This window comes from Burkholderia sp. Ap-955 (genome assembly GCF_011753045.1).
GTDB lineage: Bacteria > Pseudomonadota > Gammaproteobacteria > Burkholderiales > Burkholderiaceae > Burkholderia > Burkholderia lata_D.
This window is the reverse complement of record NZ_VWWH01000126.1, coordinates 1-15,467: the sequence shown is the minus strand read 5'-3', so window position 1 is coordinate 15,467 and position 15,467 is coordinate 1. Positions and strand designations below refer to the sequence as shown.

The window sequence follows — 15,467 nt, the reverse complement described above, 5'->3', positions numbered from 1 at the left end:
GCCGCGCGCAGCCGCGCATGCGCGCCGATCAGCACGTTGTCGAGCACGCTCAGGTTGCCGAACACGCGGCCGTGCTGGAACGTGCGCGCGATGCCGAGCGCCGCGAGGCGTTCGGGCGCGGTGCCCGTGATGTCGCGGCCGTCGAACGTCACGCGGCCGGCATCGGGCCGGTCGGCGCCCGCGATCAGGTTGAACAGCGTCGACTTGCCCGCGCCGTTCGGCCCGATCACGCTCAGCAGTTCGCCTTCGGCGAGTGTCAGGCTCGCGCCGTCGAGCGCGGTCACGCCGTCGAAGCGGCGCGTCAAGCCCTGCACGTCGAGCAAGGGTCGCTTGGTGGTCATCGCATTCCTCCTCACACCGTGCCGAGCAGGCCCTGCGGCCGGAACCGGACGAGCAGCAACAGCACGAGGCCGTAGATCAGCATCCGGTAGTCGGCCGCCCAGCGGAACAGCTCGGGCAGCCCGATCAGCGCGATCGCGCCGGCGATGCCGCCGAGCACGTTGCCGAGCCCGCCGAGGATCACCATCGTCAATGCGAGGATCGACACCTGCGAATCGAAGGTCTGGTGATTGATGTAGCTGTACAGGTGTGCGGCGATCCCGCCGCTCACACCGGCCGCGACGCCGCCGACCGCGAACGCGATCGCCTTGTAGCGGTTCGGTGCGATGCCGTGCGCACGCGCGGCGACGTCGTCCTCGCGCACCGCGCGCAGCGTGCGACCGAGATGCGAGCGCAGCAGCCGCACCTGCACGAGCGCGAACACGACGAGCACCGCGAACGTGAACCAGTACGCGGCACGCGCGCTCGTCGCCCACGGCAGCGGCGCGATGCCGGTGATGCCGAGCGGGCCGCGCGTGAGACCGTCCCAGTTCAGGATCACGAGGCTCACCACTTCGCCGATGCCGAGCGTCGCGATCGACACATAATGCCCGCGCAGCCGGAACGCCGGATAGACGAGCAGCGTGCCGACCACGGCGGTGATCACGCCCGCGCACGGAATCGTCACGGCTGGCGGCCAGCCGAGATCCGACGACAGCAGCGCCGACGCATACGCGCCGATTACCAGCAGCGCCGCGTGGCCGAGCGAGATCTGCCCGACCGTGCCCGCCACCAGCGTGAGGCTCAGCGCGAGCAGCCCGTACAGCCACGCGTTGGTCAGCGTCTGCAGCACGTACGGCGATGCGCCGAGCCACGGCAGTACGGCCGCCAGCGCGACCAGCGCGACGAGTACCGGGCCCGGCACGCGCACGGCCTTCGCGGCCGCGAGGAAAGTACCCGTCATCGGCTCGGGCGGCAGCGCGCGGTTCGCGCTGAACAACCCGTTCGGCCGCCACACGAGGAACACGATCAGCAGCCCGAACGCGAACAGGTCACGGTAGCTCGTGCCGAACAGCGCGACGCCGTAGCTTTCGACGAGACCAAGCAGCAGGCTGCCCGCGATCGCGCCCGGCACGTTGCCGAGCCCGCCGATCAGCAGCGCGACCACGCCCTTCAGCGTGGCCTGGAAGCCCATCGCCGGATCGATGCTGTTGTAGTACATGCCGACCAGCAGCCCGCTCACGCCGCCGAGCGCGCACGCGATCGCGAACACGGTCTGGTTCACGCGGTCGACGTCGACACCCATCTGCAGCGCCGCGTCGCGATCCTGCGCGGTCGCGCGCACGGCCCAGCCGAGCCGTGTGAAGCGCAGGAAGCCGTACAGCAGCGCGGCCGCCGCGATGCCGATACCCGCAATCAACAGGTCGAGCGAGCCGAGCGTCGCGCCGGCGATCCGCAGATGCCAGTCGGGCAGCGGCGTCGGCACCGCGCGCGGGTCGGCGCCGAATGCGAGCTGCGCGAGCTGGTCGAGGATGAAGCTGATGCCGATCGTCGCGAGCAGCGGCGCGATGCGTGCCGCGTGACGCAGCGGCCGCAAGCCGATTCGCTCTATCGCGATGCCGAGCGCGCCGCAGCCGACGACGACCGCCGCCAGCGCGACCGGCAGCGGCAGCCCGAAGCGCGTCAGGCACAGCCAGCCGATGAACGCGCCGACCATGTAGACCGAGCCGTGCGCGAAGTTGATCAGGTGCGACACGCCGAAGATCAGCGCGAGCCCGACCGCGAGCAGCGCGTAGATGTTGCCGACGATGAGGCCGTTGAGCGTGTAGTCGAGCCAGGAAGCCATCACGATGCGTCCGTCACTTGCAAGCGGTTCATGCGGAATCAGCGTGCCGCGAGCTGCGGTTTCGCGCCGTCCCACAGCGCCCACTGCCCCTGCTTCACGACGAGATACACGGTACGTGCGCCCGCGACGCGGCGCGTCTGCGGATCGAAGCGCACCTTGCCGAAGATCACGCTCGGCACGTCGCTGATTTTCGCGAAGCCGTCGTGCGCGGCCTGGCGCGTCGTGCCGTAGCGGCGCAGCACCTCCGCCGACAGGATCAACGCGTCGTATGCACGCGCGACGAACGAATCGGGATCGCCATGGAATTTCGCGCGATAGCGCTGCACGAACGCCTGCACCTCGGGGCGCGGTTCGGCCGGGAAGAAGTTCGATTCCGTATAGACGCCCTCGACGGCCGTGCCGCCCAGTTCGAGGAACTTCGGCGAGTACACCGAACCGACCGCCGCGATCGGCAGTGTGACGCCGGACGTGCGCGCCTGCCGTACGATCTGCGCACCGTCCGCATAGTACGAGATCAACACGACCGAATCGGGCTTTGATTCGCCGATGCGCACGAGCGTCGAGCGGAAATCCTTCTCCGCCGGCTGATAGCCTTCGGCCGCGACGACCTGCGCGCCAAGCCCCGTCACCGCCTTCGCGAAGATGTCCTTGCTGGTGCGGCCCCAGTCGGTGTTCAGGTACAGCACCGCGATCCGCTTGAAGCCGAGTTCCTTCACTGCGTAGCGCGCAAGCAGCGGCTGCTCCTCCGCCTGGCTCAGCGCGGTACTCCACAGATAGTCGCCGCCCTTCGTGAAGTCCGGATGCGAGTTCGTGAAGCCGAACTGGATCAGTTGCCCGCGCTGGTAGATCGGCGACGCGGCCATCGACGTCGCGCTGGAGAAGTCGCCCAGCTCGATCGCGATGCGCGGATCGGCGACGAACTTCTGCGCGATCGCCACGGCCTGGCGCGGGTCGCTGCGGCTGTCCTGGAAGTCGACCGCGAGCGGGCGGCCATGAATGCCGCCGCTGCCGTTGATCTCGTCGAGCGCGAGATCGAAGCCGCGCTTCCATTGTTCGCCGTACTGCGCATCCTGGCCCGTGAGCGGCCCGCTCACGCCGATCACCACCGGCTCGCCCGACACGCCCGCCGCGAGCGCGCCGCCCGTCGACAAGCCCCATACGGCAGCGAGCGCCGCCACCGTGCCCAGCACGCGTCGCCATGCGCCGCGTGCGTCGTTCCCCGAAACGTTCATGCGTCCCCCAGCTTCAGTCAGTCGAAAAGAGTGAGGGCATGTAACCATCCGGTTCAGGACGATCCAACGAAGTTTTGCGCATATCGATATCGTGCGCGACGCGAAGCGGGTGAGGCCCGCGAACGACCCTCCGCACACCGCGCATCGCGCAATGTATCGGCATAGATCGCATCACCTTGATTCGATTGGCGTTTCGTTCACGGCGCCGATCGAAACCCACGTTCAAGCACGCGTAATCGTCTATCGCAACGATCGGGCCGTTCGCAGTTTTCGCGCTGTCGATAGCAAAAAACATTATATGAATCGCGCATGATCACCCTCCTACAATTCGCAAATCGCATCATCGGAAGGTGTCATGGAGCTGCATCAACTCGAAGCCTTTTCCGCGGTCATGTCCGCCGGCAGCGTGACCGGCGCGGGCGAACTGCTCGGCCGCTCGCAGCCGGCCGTCACGCGGCAGATCCAGGAGCTCGAAGCCGATCTCGGCTACGCGCTGTTCGACCGGCACGGCCCGCGTGTCACGCCGACGCGGCGCGCGTTCCTGCTCTACGAGGAAGTCGAACGCTCGCTGGTCGGCCTGCGCGCGATCGAGGCGCGCGCCCGGGCGCTCGGCGATGAAACCGCCGAGCCCGTGCGCATCGCGGCGACACCTTCGCTCGCGGCCACGCTCGTGCCGGCCGCGCTCGCCGCGCTGCCCGACGGCGCGCAGGCGCCCCACTACCAGTTGCGCAGCGAATCGGCCGAGCATGTCGTGCACGAGGTGCTGGCCGGCACGGCCGATGTCGGCGTCGTCACGCTGCCGATGGCGCACGCGGGGCTCGACGTGCACTGGATCGCGCAGACGCCATGCGTCGCCGTGCTGCCTGCCTGCGACCCGCTCGCGGCGCAGCCGCGCATCGCGCTGCGCGACCTCGCGCGGCGCCGCATCGTGACGGTCGCGAACCGGCACCGGCTGCGCCAGCGGATCGATGCGGCATTCGCGGCCGCGCGGGTCGATGCACGCGTGTTCATCGAAACCAATGCGTCGCTGAATGCGGTGATGGCCGCGCGTGCAGGCATCGGGGTCGGCATCGTCGATCCGGCGACGGGCGTGGCACTGCCGGTGGATGGCGTCGTTGCGCGCCCGCTCGACGTCGACATCCCTTTCGCGTTCGGCGTCGCGACGCCGGCCGGCAAGGCACGCACGTCAGCGGTCGATGCACTGCTCGACGCGCTGCACCGTACGACGCGCGCGTTGCTCGACGACGTGATCTTTCACGACGCGGCCGCGCACGACGCGCTGCTGCGCGGCGACCGGCTGCGCGCCGAGCGTGCGCCGCGTGGTGCAGCCCGCACGACACGTGCACGCCGGACACGCCCGGAGGCGGCATGACGACGACGCCCGATAAATTGCAAGCACTCGAAGCCCGGCTCGCGCAAGACCTGCGCTGGCTCGACCTGCCCGCGCCGTCGTGGGTGCCGCCGCGCGAGGCCGACGGCACACGCGTGCTCGATGTCGCGATTGTCGGCGGCGGCATGGCAGGGCTCGCGGCGTCCGCCGAACTTCGCCTGCTCGGCATCGACAACCAGTGCGTGATCGACCGCGCGCCTGCCGGCTATGAAGGCCCGTGGGTCACGTTCGCGCGAATGGACACGCTGCGCTCGCCGAAGCAGCTCGCGGGCCCCGCGCTCGGCCTGCCCGCGCTGACGTTCCGCGCGTGGTTCGAAGCGCAATACGGCCGCGACGCGTGGGACGCGCTCTACAAGATTCCGCGCACGCAATGGATGGACTACCTGCGCTGGTACCGGCGCGTGCTCGACCTGCAGGTGCGCAACGACACCACGCTCGTCGCGCTGCGCCCGCGCGACGACGGCCTGCTCGCGCTCGACGTGCGCGGCAACGGCGAAGCGCAGACGCTGCTCGCGCGGCACGTGGTGCTTGCCACCGGCCGCGACGGGCTCGGCGGCCCGTACGTCCCCCCCGTCGCGCAACGCGCGCCGCGCACGCGCTGGGCCCATTCGTCCGAGCCGATCGACTTCGCGGCGCTCGCGGGCAAGCGCATCGGCGTGGTCGGCGCGGGCGCGTCCGCGTTCGACAATGCGGGCACCGCGCTCGAAGCCGGCGCCGCACGCGTCGACCTGTTCTTCCGCCGCACGGACATTCCACGCATCAACAAGCTGACGGGTATCGGCAGCCCGGGCCTCGTGCACGGCTACGCCGATCTCGACGACGCGACGAAATGGCGCTTCATGCACTACGCGCTGACGTCGCAGACGCCGCCGCCACGCGACAGCGTGCTGCGCGTGTCGCGTCACGAACATGCGCATTTTCATGCGGGCAGCCCGATCGAGATGCTCGCGGAACACGCCGACGGACTCGACGTGACGACGCCGCGCGGACGCTACACGGTCGACTTCCTGATCTTCGCGACCGGCTTTCATTCGGACTGGACGACGCGCGCGGAATTCGCGTCGTTCGGCGCGCAGGTGCGGCGCTGGAAGGACCGCTATCGACCGGAGCCGGGCACGTGGATCGACGAGCTCGCCGAGTCGCCCGATCTCGGCCCCGCGTTCGCCTTCCAGGAGCGCGAGCCCGGCGCGTGTGCAGCCATCACGCGAATTCACTGCTTCAACCATGCGGCAAGCCTGAGCCACGGCAAGCTGTCCGGCGATATCCCGGCCATCAGCGCGGGCGCCAAGCGGCTCGCGCGCGGAATCGCGGGCCGGTTGTTCGACGCGGACCGCGATCGCCACTACGACGCACTCGTCGCGTACGCGAACGCCGAACTGCAAGGCGACGAATGGCGCGACGCCGACGCATGAGCGCACGTCCATCGATCACATTGACGACGAAGGGAACCCGAAACGATGACTGAATCCATCACGCCGGCCGATGCGCCGGACACGATCGATGCGGTGGCTGGCCTGCGCGATGGCGACGCCGTCGCCGCGCTGCGTCGCGCGCGCGACAAGGTGCTGCTCCATACGCGGCTGAGCGAAGCGGCGCTGTTCGATCCCGCGTTGCCCGATGTTTCGTTGATCGAACGACTGCACGCGGCGCGGTATGTCGCACACCAATCGAATGCGCCGGCATTGGCCGACACTTATCGCGCACGACTGATCGATGCAGGCGGCACGTTCGACGATATCGCACGCGCGGACGCGGATGCATTCGACACCTTGCCCCGCCGCATCGGCGCGATCCTGACGCATGCACGCCTGCTGACGCGCGCCCCCGTCGATGCACGCCCGTCCGATCTCGACGCGCTGAAGTCGGCGGGACTCACGACGCCCGCGATCGTCGCGCTGTCGCAGCTCGTGGCGTTCGTCGCGTATCAGTTGCGCGTCGCGGTGGCCGCGCAGGCGCTTCAGGCACGTGCTGCAACGGAGGCCGCATGACGACGACCACTCACGGCTTCACATCCGACACGCTCGGCTGGCGGGCGTGGCTCGACACCGTTTCGCTCGATGCCGCGACGCCCGACCAGCTGGCCGTGCTCGAAGCGAGCCACCCGCAAGCGAAGACGTCCGACTATTACCTGCTGCTCGTCCATCTTCCCGAGATCCTGCGGCAACGCTCGGGCGTATTCAACGCGATCATGTACGGCCCCGGCGGGTTGTCGCGCGCGGAGCGCGAACTGGCGAGCACGGCCGTGTCGCGCGTGAACGGCTGCGTGTACTGCGCGTCGGTGCATGCGCAGCGCTTTACCCAGCTCGCGAAGCGCACCGACGCGATCGAGCAGGTGTTCGACGATCCGTCGACGGCCGGCACGACGGCGCGCGAACGCGCGATCATCCGCTATGCGATCGCGCTGACGGAGCGGCCCGATACGGTCGACGCGAGCGATATCGCCACGCTGGAAGCCGAAGGGTTGACGCATGAGGAGATTCTCGACCTGTCGCACGCAGTCGCGATCTTCGCGTGGGCGAACCGGTTGATGCTGACGCTGGGCGAGCCGGTGTTTCCAGAATCGGCGACCAGCGCCTGACGCCCGCGCAATCCTGAGCGCTGACGCAGGCGCCGCCTGCCCGCGTCACGCCTTGTGCGTCGACAGCAAAATACTCGTCTCGGTATTCGCGATCCCGTCGATCAGCCGGATCGCACCGAGCACGCGATCGAAGTGCTCGAGCGAATCGGCATGCAGCTCGGCGACGAGATCCCAGCGCCCGTTGGTGCTGTGGATCGACGCGACGTTCGGATGCCCGCGCAGCACCTTCACCACTTCCGCGCCGCGATTGCCCTGCACGGCGATCGACATCAGCGCGCGGATCCGGTGCCGTTCGGCCGCCGGCTTGAGCCGCACCGTATAGCCGACGATCACGCCGTTCTTCTCCAGCCGCGTCAGCCGGTTCTGCACGGTCGCGCGCGCGACGCGCAATGCCTTCGCCAGCGCGACGACGGGCAGTCGCGCGTTGTCGCGCAGCAGCGCGATGAGCTGCCGGTCGACATCGTCGAGGGTGATCATGAGCGGAGCTTCCTGTTGAACGTGAACCGGCCGCAGTGTGCCGGAGCCTTTGCATGCCGACCCGGGCAACTTAGTCAAAGTGCCATATCTGGCCAGCAATTTGCCAAGTCTATCGATAAATCTGCCACTTTTGCCGTCTTTTTGTTGGCTCGACTCGCGGAAATAATGACTCCATCGACCGGCGGGAGATGCCGCGCCGCCGCTTTCCAGGAAGCCGGGACGCGCGCCGATGCACCGCCCGGTCGACAAGAACGCCAGGGACACCCGTACCGGCACTGAGAAAACTGGAGACAGACGCATGACCCGCTTCCTCGACGTTCCCGCCACCGCCCGCCTGATTGCCCAAACCGGCGTCACGACGTTCCTCCGCGAGCTCGTCGACACGCTGCGCGCCGATTACCTGCACTGGGCCGATTTCGACAAGTCGCCGCGCGTCGCGTGCCACTCGCGCGACGGCGTGATCGAACTGATGCCCGTCGCGAACGCGTCGCTGTTCGCGTTCAAGTACGTGAACGGCCACCCCGTCAACGCCGCGCGCGGGATGCACACGGTGATGGCGTTCGGCGCGCTCGCCGAAGTCGATACCGGCTACCCGCTGCTGCTCGCCGAACTCACGCTGACCACCGCGCTGCGCACGGCCGCGACGTCGGTGCTCGCCGCCCAAGCCCTCGCTCGCCCCGATTCGCGCACGATGGCGCTGATCGGCAACGGCGCGCAGAGCGAATTCCAGGCGATCGCGTTCCACACGCTGCTCGGCATCGACGAAATCCGCGTGTTCGACGTCGATCCGCACGCGACCGACAAGCTCGAGCAGAACCTCGCCGCCTACCCGGCGCTGCGCGTGGTACGCGCCGCGTCGACCGCCGCCGCCGTGCGCGGCGCCGACATCGTGACGACCGTCACCGCCGACAAGGCGTACGCGACGATCGTCACGGCCGACATGATCGAGCCCGGCATGCACCTGAACGCCGTGGGCGGCGATTGCCCGGGCAAGACCGAACTCGAAGCCGGTGTGCTGCATGCAGGCCGCGTGTTTGTCGAATTCGAGCCGCAGTCGCGCATCGAGGGCGAGATCCAGCAGATGCCGGCCGACTTCCCCGTCACCGAGCTGTGGCGCGTGCTGCAGGGCGAGACGACTGGCCGCGAACGCGCGGATGAAGTCACGGTGTTCGACTCGGTCGGCTTCGCGCTCGAGGATTACTCGGCGTTGCGCTACCTGTATGCGCTCGCGCAGCAGCACAACGCGGGCGTCGAGATCGCGCTGATTCCGCCGGCCGTCGACCCGAAGAACCTGTTCGCGCTGATCGACGACCCGGCCGCGATCGCGCAGGGCCACGCGGCGTACGTGACCGAAGCCGTCGCCGCGTTCGCGCGCTGACCGTCCTCCCCGGGCGGCCCGTGCGCCGCCCGGCCCCTTGCCTTTCGCTCCTGCCTTCCATGAATCTCGTATCGATCCAGGCGCCGGCCGCCGTCGTGATGATCCGGCCGCACCGCTTCCTGCCGAACCCGCAGACCGCGGCCGACAATGCGTTCCAGCGCACGTCCGGCGGCGGGGCGAACGACACGTCGTCGGTGTCGGCCGCCGCGCGGGACGAAGTCACGGCCGCCGCGCAGACGCTCGCCGATGCAGGCGTGCGCGTGCACGTGTTCGACGACCACGGCGAGCGCGACACGCCCGACTCCGTGTTCCCGAACAACTGGTTCTCGACGCATCCGGGCGGCCACGTTGCGTTGTATCCGATGCACAGCCCGAACCGCCGCCGCGAGCGGCGCGCCGACGTGATCGAGATGCTGAAGGCCGAGTACCGCGTGCAAGACGTGATCGACTACTCGGGCCTCGAATACGACGACGTGTTCCTCGAAGGCACCGGCGCGATGGTGCTCGACCACGTCGCGCGGATCGCGTACACCGCGCGTTCGCGCCGTGCCGATCCGGTCGCGCTCGAACGCTTCTGCACGAACTTCAATTTCGAGCCGATCTGTTTCGATACGGCCGATGCCGACGGACGCCCGATCTATCACACGAACGTGATGATGAGCGTCGCGACCGAGTTCGCGATGGTCGGCCTCGAACTCATCGCCGACCGCCGCCGTCGTGACGAGATCGCACAACGGCTCGCCGAAACGGGCCGCACGGTGATCGCGCTCGATGCATCGCAGATCGCGAATTTTGCGGGCAATACGCTGGAATTGTCGGGCAAGGAAGGGCGTGTGCTCGCGCTGTCGCGGCGCGCGTACGACTGCCTCACGCCGGTGCAGCGCGCGACGATCGAGCGTTCGGCACGGCTGCTGCCGCTCGACGTGCCGACGATCGAACTGGCCGGCGGCTCGGTGCGCTGCATGCTGGCGGGGATTCATCTCGCGCGGCGGGCGGCCGTGCCGAACGTGATGGCCGTGGAATCGGCCGCATCGCCATGCGAGACGACGCCGCAGATGTGATCGGCGGGCTCACAACGCACAAACGGCTGCCGATGCGATGCAACGGCAGCCGTTTGCGTATTCGAAGGACGTTGCATCGGCGAGCGTCGGCCCGCATCGGCAATGCCGCGAAATGCTCCGGCGTCCGAATGATGCCGGAGCATACCGCGCTGCTTACCCCGCCAGCAGCTTCAACCCCGCCGGCAGCGTTTCGCCGAACACGCGCACGGTGTCGGCTTCGTCGAACGCGATGGCCTCGCGCACCATGTCTATCCACGCCGCCGATGCATTCGCGGCCGACAGGCGCTTGATCACGGCCTCGCGTGTGTCGTCCGGCAGGTCGCGCGAACGGTCTCCGGTCATCCGCGCGATCTGCGCCGCCGCGAACGCGGCAGGTTCCACCTGCTTCCAGTCGAGCGCAAACAGCGCATCGAGCCAGCCGGTGGCGACTTCCGCCGGCACGACACTGTGCGCGCTGCCGTAGAACGGCCGGCGCGCGCCGATGCGCCCGAGTGCCCACGCACAGAGCGCACGCTCGGCCGGCTTCTGCAATTGCACGATCAGCCGCTCGGCCAACTCGACCTTGCGCTCGACCGGCAGCCGTTCGAGCGACGCGGACAACCGCGTCATGTCGGCCGGCCCGACCTTGCCTGGATCGAACGGCAGCTTGCGCCGCTTGTCGTCGGTCGGTTCGAGGAATGCGATCGCGTCGCGCACCTGTGTCTGCGCGTCGTCGTCGAGGCCGCCGGCCACGCGCCGCCACAGCGTCCACCACTCGGACCACACCTGAGCGTCGGTCACATACTGAATCCCGTCGTCGAACAGCGGCCACAGCTGCTCGATGCGCCATGCGTCGAGCGGATGGCCGAAGCCCGGGCGCAGGCAATAGCCGGCCAGGTTCAGCCACGCACGTTCGTGATCGGCCGAGCGTCGGCGTCGCCGCGCGCGCGCGAGCAACGCATCGAACAGCTCGCGCGCAAGCGCGACGTCCCACGCTTCGCGCGCACCGAGCACCTGTTCGAGTTGCGCGCGCAGCCGGCGCGTGTCTTTCGGCGTGACGCCGGCGGCCTTGCTGCCGAACGAACGCTCGATCAGTTCGAGCGCCTGGTCGAGCCGCGGATGCCGCGTGAGGGCAGCGTCGTCGCCCTGCGCGGGCGCGTCGCCGCGCAGCTGGAATTCGAGCCGCCAGCGGCGCGACGCATCGTCGGTCGCGATGCAATGCATTTCGAGCGTGCCGACCTCGGTCAGCGACGCGGTGAGCTTCACCGGTGTTTCGCGCGCATCGCCGCCCGCTTTCGCGTCGACGACCGTCGCGATCGGCGGCAGCCGCACGAAATCGCCGCCGTCGAGATCGACGAGATCGCCGGGCCGATAGGCGGTGTCGGCCACCGTCGACACAAGGTGGAAACGCACCGGCTGCCCGAGTTGCAGCGCGAACGTGCGTTCGTCGAGCCGGATCTCGTGGCCCTCCTCCGTGCCGCGCGGCAGCAGGCACACGCCGCGCGCGGCCGCGCCTTCGGCACCGTCGTCGAGCACGAGAAAATAGCTGCGCGCGGAACCGCCGCCGATGCGCGGCGCATGACCGGCGCGCGCGAGCCCGTAGGCCACCGCACCGCGCGCGACCGCGACGTCCGGATGCGCGTTGTGCAGCACGTCGAGCGGCGCACCGCGCCACGCCCCGAGCGTCTGCGCGAGACGGCCGGCGAGCGCGCCCGCGCGGAACACGCCGCCGTTGAGCAACAGCGTGTCGGGCAGCGGGCCTTCCGCATGACGGTTCAGGAACGCGGCGACGTGCCGCGTGACGGCCGCGTCGCTCGCATACGGCAGCCCGAATTCGACGATCGCGGCGCGCGCACGGCGCGGCAGTTCGCCGGCTTCGACCTGCGGAAAGAAACCATCGACGACGATCTGCTCGACTTCCTGCCGCGTCAGCTCGGCCGAGCGCGCGCCGCCGACGAGCTTGCTGCCCGCGCCGAGCAGCGTGACGTTGACGGATTCGGGTGCATCGTCGCCGAGCAGCCGCTCCTTCGCGGCACGGCAACGCTCGACGAGCTGCGACAGGCTCGCGGCCGACAGCCGCGTGCCGGGCTCGGTCAGCCGCGACTCGACCAGGCGCGCGAGCGCGAGGTCCATATTGTCGCCGCCGAGCATCAGGTGGTTGCCGACGCCGACGCGCGTGAAGCTAGGCTCGCCGTCGTCGCCCGGCGCGACATCCACCAGCGTGAGGTCGGTCGTGCCGCCGCCGACGTCGCAGATCAGCACGCGGCGCGCGGCGGCAAACGACTCGCGCAGCGTGTCGCGCTGCCCGTACAGCCAGTCGTAGAACGCGGCCTGCGGCTCTTCCAGCAGCCGCAGCGCGGGCAGCTTCGCACGCCGCGCGGCTTCGACCGTCAGTGCGCGCGCGCCGTCGTCGAACGACGCGGGCACCGTCAGGATCACGTCCTGTTTCGCGAGCGGCGCATCGGGAAAACGTGCGTCCCACGCGTCACGCACATGCGCGAGATAGCTCGCGCTCGCGTCGACCGGCGACACCTTGTCGACGCCGTCGGCGGCGCCCCACGGCAGGATCGCCGCGAGCCGGTCGACCGACGCGTGCGACAGCCAGCTCTTCGCGCTCGTGACGAGCCGGCCCGGCACCTGCGCGCCGAGCGTGCGCGCGTAGCGGCCGATCACGGCCGGCGTCGCACCGGCCGCGCTCGCTTTCGCGTGGGCCGCCCACGGCAACCGCAGCGTGTCCGGCGGCAGTTCGCCCGCCGCCGGGTGATAGCGCACCGACGGCAGCAGCGGCTGTGCCGCCACCGCGCCGGGGCCGACCAGCTGCTCGACGTCGAACACGCGGATCGCGTCGGAACCGGCCTCGACGTATGCGACGACCGTATTGCTCGTGCCGAGGTCGATCCCGACCGTATAGCGCTTCATCGCGCTCAGGCGGCGCCGCGCACGTCGAACTCGACCTTCCAGCGCTCGTCTGTGCCGCTCGGGATCGCCTCGAGTTCGAGCGTGCCGGCTTCGGTCACGCGCGCATGCAGCTTCACGGGCACGACCTCGCCGACCGTGCGCCCTTCGGCGGGCAGCGTCGCCTGGATTTCTTCCAGCTCCTGCAGCTCTTCCGGCGACCAGTAGTCGAGCAGCGTGCCGACCTGGTCCTGACGGCGCACCGACGAACCGAAGAAGCGGAACTGCACCGGTTCGCCGACGACGAGGCCGAACTCCTGCGGCGGCAGCGCCGCATCCGAGCCCTCCTCCATCCCGAACGGCGCGACGCACAGCGCCTGCACCGGCGGTTCGAGCCCCGGCACGGCCGGCATCGCCGATTCGATCGCGACGTAGTACGCACGCGCCGTGCCGCCGCGAATGCGCACGCCACGGCCGCGCTTCACGTAGCCGTAGTACGCGGCGCCGCGCGCAACCGCGAGATCGAGATCCGCGCCTTCGAGCAGGCGCGCGGGCGGCGCACCTTCGGCGGCGAGCCAGCTGTTGAGCGTATCGAGCACGCGCTGCGTGAGCAGCGCCGACTTGAACACGCCGCCGTTGAACAGCACGGCGGTCGGATGCAGAAACGTCGCGCCCTGCGGCAGCGTGCGCTGCACGCCTTCGAGCGAGTCGAGCGCCGCGACCTGGCGGCCGAGGAACGCCGCGAGATGGCGCGTGATGCCCGCGTCCTGCGCATACGGCAGGCCGAGCTGCGTCAGGCCGACACGGGCGCGGCTCACCGGGCGCGCGGCTGCGTCGACTTGCGGGAAGAAGCCTTCGAGGATCGTCTGCGTGAGTTCCGCGCGCGTCAGCTCCGTGCGGATCGACCCGCCGATCAGCTTCGAGCCGCGGCTCGGCACGACGAGCGGCACCGCGTCGGTCGTCGGGTCGGACAGCAGCGTTTCCTTCGCGGAACGGCACGCGTACGTGAGCGCGCGCAGTTGCCACGGATCGGCCTGCGTGCCCTGCTGCGCGAGCTTGCGCGCGACGATATGCGCGAGCGCGAGGTCCATGTTGTCGCCGCCGAGCAGGATGTGCTCGCCGACGGCCACGCGATGCAGTTCGAGATTGCCGTCACGCTCGACCACCGCGATCAGCGACAGGTCGGTTGTGCCGCCGCCGACGTCGACGCACAGGATCAGGTCGCCGACCTGCACCTGCTTGCGCCAGCCGCCCTGGCTCTTCTGGATCCAGCTGTACAGCGCGGCCTGCGGCTCTTCGAGCAGCGTCATCCGCGAGTAGCCGGCGGCGCGGGCGGCCTCGGCCGTCAGTTCGCGCGCGGCCGGGTCGAACGACGCGGGAATCGTCACCGTCACGTCCTGGTCGGCGAACGGCGCGTCGGGATGCGTGTGGTCCCACGCTTCGCGCAGGTGCGTCAGGTAGCGGATCGAGCTTTCCAGCGGCGACACGCGCGACACTTCCGGCGGCGCATCGCTCGGCAGGATCGCCGCGCGGCGATCGACGCCCGGATGGCACAGCCAGCTCTTCGCGCTCGACACGAGGCGGATCGGCGTGCCGGCGCCGCGCGTGCGCGCCATTTCGCCGACCGCGAAGCCGCGCGAGGCCGTCCACGGCAGCGTCAGGTCGCCCTGCGTGAGTTCGCTTTCATGCGGCAGGTAGAGGAACGACGGCAGCAGGTCGCGCGACTCCAGCGCGCCGGGCGCGGTGAGCTGCGCGATCGGCAGCACCTGCTGCGTGATGGTTTCGCCGTCGCTCGCGGCGCTGTCGACGTACGACAGCGCGCAGTGGGTCGTACCGAGATCGATACCGATCGAATAGCGCGGATCGCTCACAGTTCCACCTCCGCCGGTGCGACGACCGAGGCGTCGTGGCTGCCCGTCAGCTTCGGCAGGCGCACGTCGGCGACACGCCAGCCGCGATGGCTGACGGTGCCCGTGAACGGCGCGGCGCCGACCACGTTGCCGGTCACGCGCACGGCCGTCGCGTCGAAACCGGCGGGCAGCGTCACGCGGCTGCCTTCGGCTTCGTCGCGCACCGGGACGATCGTGAAGTGTTCGCGCAGCGCGGCACGGCAGCCGTCGTGCACGAGGCGTGCGGCCGCGCCGATGTCGGCGTCCGCGTAGCCGGCGATGTCTTCCTCGACGAAGTCGATGAAGCGCGCATCGCGCTGCAGCAGGCCGAGCAGTTGCAGCGCAGCCTGCGGGCTCGCTTCGCGCAGCTCGGGCGCCGGCGCCTTCACGGGCGCGGCGGCAGGCGCCGGGGCCGGGGCCGGTG

At 69.7% G+C, this 15,467-nt stretch carries 13 protein-coding genes; 6 read left to right on the top strand and 7 right to left on the bottom strand.

Translation table 11 applies throughout. The features are described 5' to 3' along the window. The 3 genes from F3J15_RS34340 to F3J15_RS34330 form a co-directional block, all read right to left on the bottom strand. Positions 1 to 341 (bottom strand): ATP-binding cassette domain-containing protein (locus F3J15_RS34340; RefSeq protein ID WP_166896824.1); only part of this gene is annotated, 341 nt, incomplete at its 3' end. A gap of 11 nt (positions 342 to 352) precedes the next feature. Further along, positions 353 to 2,164 carry an ABC transporter permease gene (locus F3J15_RS34335; RefSeq protein WP_166896822.1) on the bottom strand — a complete coding sequence of 604 codons (1,812 nt, stop codon included), beginning with the start codon at positions 2,162 to 2,164 and terminating at the stop codon, positions 353 to 355. 38 nt (positions 2,165 to 2,202) lie between these two features. Further along, on the bottom strand, positions 2,203 to 3,396 hold the full coding sequence (locus tag F3J15_RS34330; protein WP_166896820.1) for an ABC transporter substrate-binding protein: 1,194 nt from the start codon (positions 3,394 to 3,396) through the stop codon (positions 2,203 to 2,205). Between the two features lie 355 nt (positions 3,397 to 3,751). Between F3J15_RS34330 and F3J15_RS34325 the strand changes: the two genes are divergently transcribed. The 4 genes from F3J15_RS34325 to F3J15_RS34310 are packed head-to-tail and all read left to right on the top strand — an operon-like array spanning position 3,752 to position 7,364. Continuing rightward, entirely contained in the window at positions 3,752 to 4,768 is a 1,017-nt protein-coding gene (locus F3J15_RS34325; RefSeq protein ID WP_166896819.1) for a LysR family transcriptional regulator, read from the top strand. Next, the gene (locus F3J15_RS34320) at positions 4,765 to 6,198 is read left to right on the top strand and encodes an NAD(P)/FAD-dependent oxidoreductase (protein ID WP_166896817.1); all 1,434 of its coding nucleotides are present in this window, start codon (positions 4,765 to 4,767) and stop codon (positions 6,196 to 6,198) included. Before F3J15_RS34325 ends, F3J15_RS34320 begins: the two co-directional genes overlap by 4 nt. 45 nt (positions 6,199 to 6,243) lie before the next feature. Beyond that, positions 6,244 to 6,774, top strand: a complete 531-nt coding sequence (locus F3J15_RS34315; protein ID WP_166896815.1) for a hypothetical protein — start codon at positions 6,244 to 6,246, stop codon at positions 6,772 to 6,774. After that, positions 6,771 to 7,364 (top strand): peroxidase-related enzyme, encoded by a 594-nt coding sequence (locus F3J15_RS34310; protein WP_166896813.1) that lies wholly within the window; start codon positions 6,771 to 6,773, stop codon positions 7,362 to 7,364. The genes F3J15_RS34315 and F3J15_RS34310 overlap by 4 nt, the downstream gene beginning before the upstream one ends. Before the next feature lie 45 nt (positions 7,365 to 7,409). Here the strand turns inward: F3J15_RS34310 and F3J15_RS34305 are convergent, their stop codons facing one another. Beyond that, positions 7,410 to 7,841, bottom strand: a complete 432-nt coding sequence (locus F3J15_RS34305) for an Lrp/AsnC family transcriptional regulator (RefSeq protein ID WP_059237585.1) — start codon at positions 7,839 to 7,841, stop codon at positions 7,410 to 7,412. Between the two features lie 298 nt (positions 7,842 to 8,139). Between F3J15_RS34305 and F3J15_RS34300 the strand changes: the two genes are divergently transcribed. Both F3J15_RS34300 and F3J15_RS34295 read left to right on the top strand, forming a co-directional pair. After that, positions 8,140 to 9,219, top strand: coding sequence for an ornithine cyclodeaminase (locus tag F3J15_RS34300; protein ID WP_166896811.1), 1,080 nt, complete (start codon positions 8,140 to 8,142; stop codon positions 9,217 to 9,219). A 59-nt stretch (positions 9,220 to 9,278) separates the two neighbouring features. Further along, positions 9,279 to 10,280 carry an arginine deiminase-related protein gene (locus F3J15_RS34295; RefSeq protein ID WP_166896809.1) on the top strand — a complete coding sequence of 334 codons (1,002 nt, stop codon included), beginning with the start codon at positions 9,279 to 9,281 and terminating at the stop codon, positions 10,278 to 10,280. A gap of 153 nt (positions 10,281 to 10,433) precedes the next feature. Here F3J15_RS34295 and F3J15_RS34290 read toward each other — a convergent pair whose 3' ends face one another. The 3 genes from F3J15_RS34290 to F3J15_RS34280 form a co-directional block, all read right to left on the bottom strand. Continuing rightward, a complete protein-coding gene (locus tag F3J15_RS34290; protein ID WP_166896807.1) occupies positions 10,434 to 13,178 on the bottom strand; it encodes an Hsp70 family protein in 2,745 nt (914 codons plus the stop codon). Positions 13,179 to 13,183: 5 nt separating this feature from the next. Beyond that, positions 13,184 to 15,025 carry an Hsp70 family protein gene (locus F3J15_RS34285; protein ID WP_166896805.1) on the bottom strand — a complete coding sequence of 614 codons (1,842 nt, stop codon included), beginning with the start codon at positions 15,023 to 15,025 and terminating at the stop codon, positions 13,184 to 13,186. Then, on the bottom strand, positions 15,022 to 15,467 hold a 446-nt coding region (locus F3J15_RS34280; protein WP_240161543.1), incomplete at its 5' end, for a DUF2760 domain-containing protein. The genes F3J15_RS34285 and F3J15_RS34280, both read right to left, overlap by 4 nt.

Bases quoted from the DNA above. Each gene is read 5' to 3' on its own strand.
- F3J15_RS34330 (WP_166896820.1), bottom strand. From the start codon at position 3,396: ATGAACGTTTCGGGGAACGACGCACGCGGCGCATGGCGACGCGTGCTG.
- F3J15_RS34300 (WP_166896811.1), top strand. From the start codon at position 8,140: ATGACCCGCTTCCTCGACGTTCCCGCCACCGCCCGCCTGATTGCCCAA.
- F3J15_RS34310 (WP_166896813.1), top strand. From the start codon at position 6,771: ATGACGACGACCACTCACGGCTTCACATCCGACACGCTCGGCTGGCGG.
- F3J15_RS34335 (WP_166896822.1), bottom strand. From the start codon at position 2,164: ATGGCTTCCTGGCTCGACTACACGCTCAACGGCCTCATCGTCGGCAAC.
- F3J15_RS34290 (WP_166896807.1), bottom strand. From the start codon at position 13,178: ATGAAGCGCTATACGGTCGGGATCGACCTCGGCACGAGCAATACGGTC.
- F3J15_RS34325 (WP_166896819.1), top strand. From the start codon at position 3,752: ATGGAGCTGCATCAACTCGAAGCCTTTTCCGCGGTCATGTCCGCCGGC.
- F3J15_RS34315 (WP_166896815.1), top strand. From the start codon at position 6,244: ATGACTGAATCCATCACGCCGGCCGATGCGCCGGACACGATCGATGCG.
- F3J15_RS34295 (WP_166896809.1), top strand. From the start codon at position 9,279: ATGAATCTCGTATCGATCCAGGCGCCGGCCGCCGTCGTGATGATCCGG.
- F3J15_RS34320 (WP_166896817.1), top strand. From the start codon at position 4,765: ATGACGACGACGCCCGATAAATTGCAAGCACTCGAAGCCCGGCTCGCG.
- F3J15_RS34305 (WP_059237585.1), bottom strand. From the start codon at position 7,841: ATGATCACCCTCGACGATGTCGACCGGCAGCTCATCGCGCTGCTGCGC.